The 600-nt window shown below is 47.2% G+C and carries 1 protein-coding gene; it reads right to left on the bottom strand.

Features of this window, described 5'->3' with window-relative positions; genetic code table 11:
* Positions 1–147: 147 nt before the first annotated feature.
* Positions 148–354 (bottom strand): hypothetical protein, encoded by a 207-nt coding sequence (locus tag GTP27_RS23300; RefSeq protein WP_161041463.1) that lies wholly within the window; start codon positions 352–354, stop codon positions 148–150.
* Positions 355–600: the final 246 nt, after the last annotated feature.

Below are 600 nucleotides of genomic sequence, written 5' to 3'. Positions count from 1 at the left end.
AGATGCCGCAGCGAACTTGGAAGATGGCAGCAAACCAGTTTGCCATTCTGTTTGGGGAACGCTTCACCAACGCGATTAATTAACTACGAACCGCGACCCCGGCACACAAAATTCCTGACAGGTCCATTTTTGAAAGCGCCTTAACTATTAGGCCTTACGCTGGTTGGCGCGTGTACCCCAATCCTTGAATTCAGTTGGATTTTCCATGAGCGAATGCTTGATGACCAACTGCTCGGATATGATGCGATCACTACGTACCTTCATGTCAGCGGCCTGCTTAGGGCCGAACCCGAGGTCTTTGAAGATATTTCCATTAATGGGAGTTATGTGAGCTGATCGAGTTTCGGTTTTCACTTTTTTGCCCTTTCAAAGATATTTTCTTTCCAGTGCGTCTTTATATCATTAGTACCATAATGGAAAGTTAATTGATCCATTTCCTGATGTGGCAGAGAATTTTCTATGCCCCGCTGGATCCATGCCTTTATACACAACTCGGCTTCAGTCGTAGGCCGAGTTCATTTCTCGTAGCGCTTCAGCGACGAGTCGTATCTTGGTCAGCCCCTTCCAGATCGCTTTCACACCTGGCTCGCCATCTCCTTT

It is taken from the genome of Duganella qianjiadongensis (assembly GCF_009857915.1).
Taxonomy (GTDB): domain Bacteria; phylum Pseudomonadota; class Gammaproteobacteria; order Burkholderiales; family Burkholderiaceae_D; genus Rugamonas; species Rugamonas qianjiadongensis.
The sequence above is the reverse complement of the archived record's forward strand: the minus strand, read 5'-3'. Positions and strand labels throughout refer to the sequence as shown.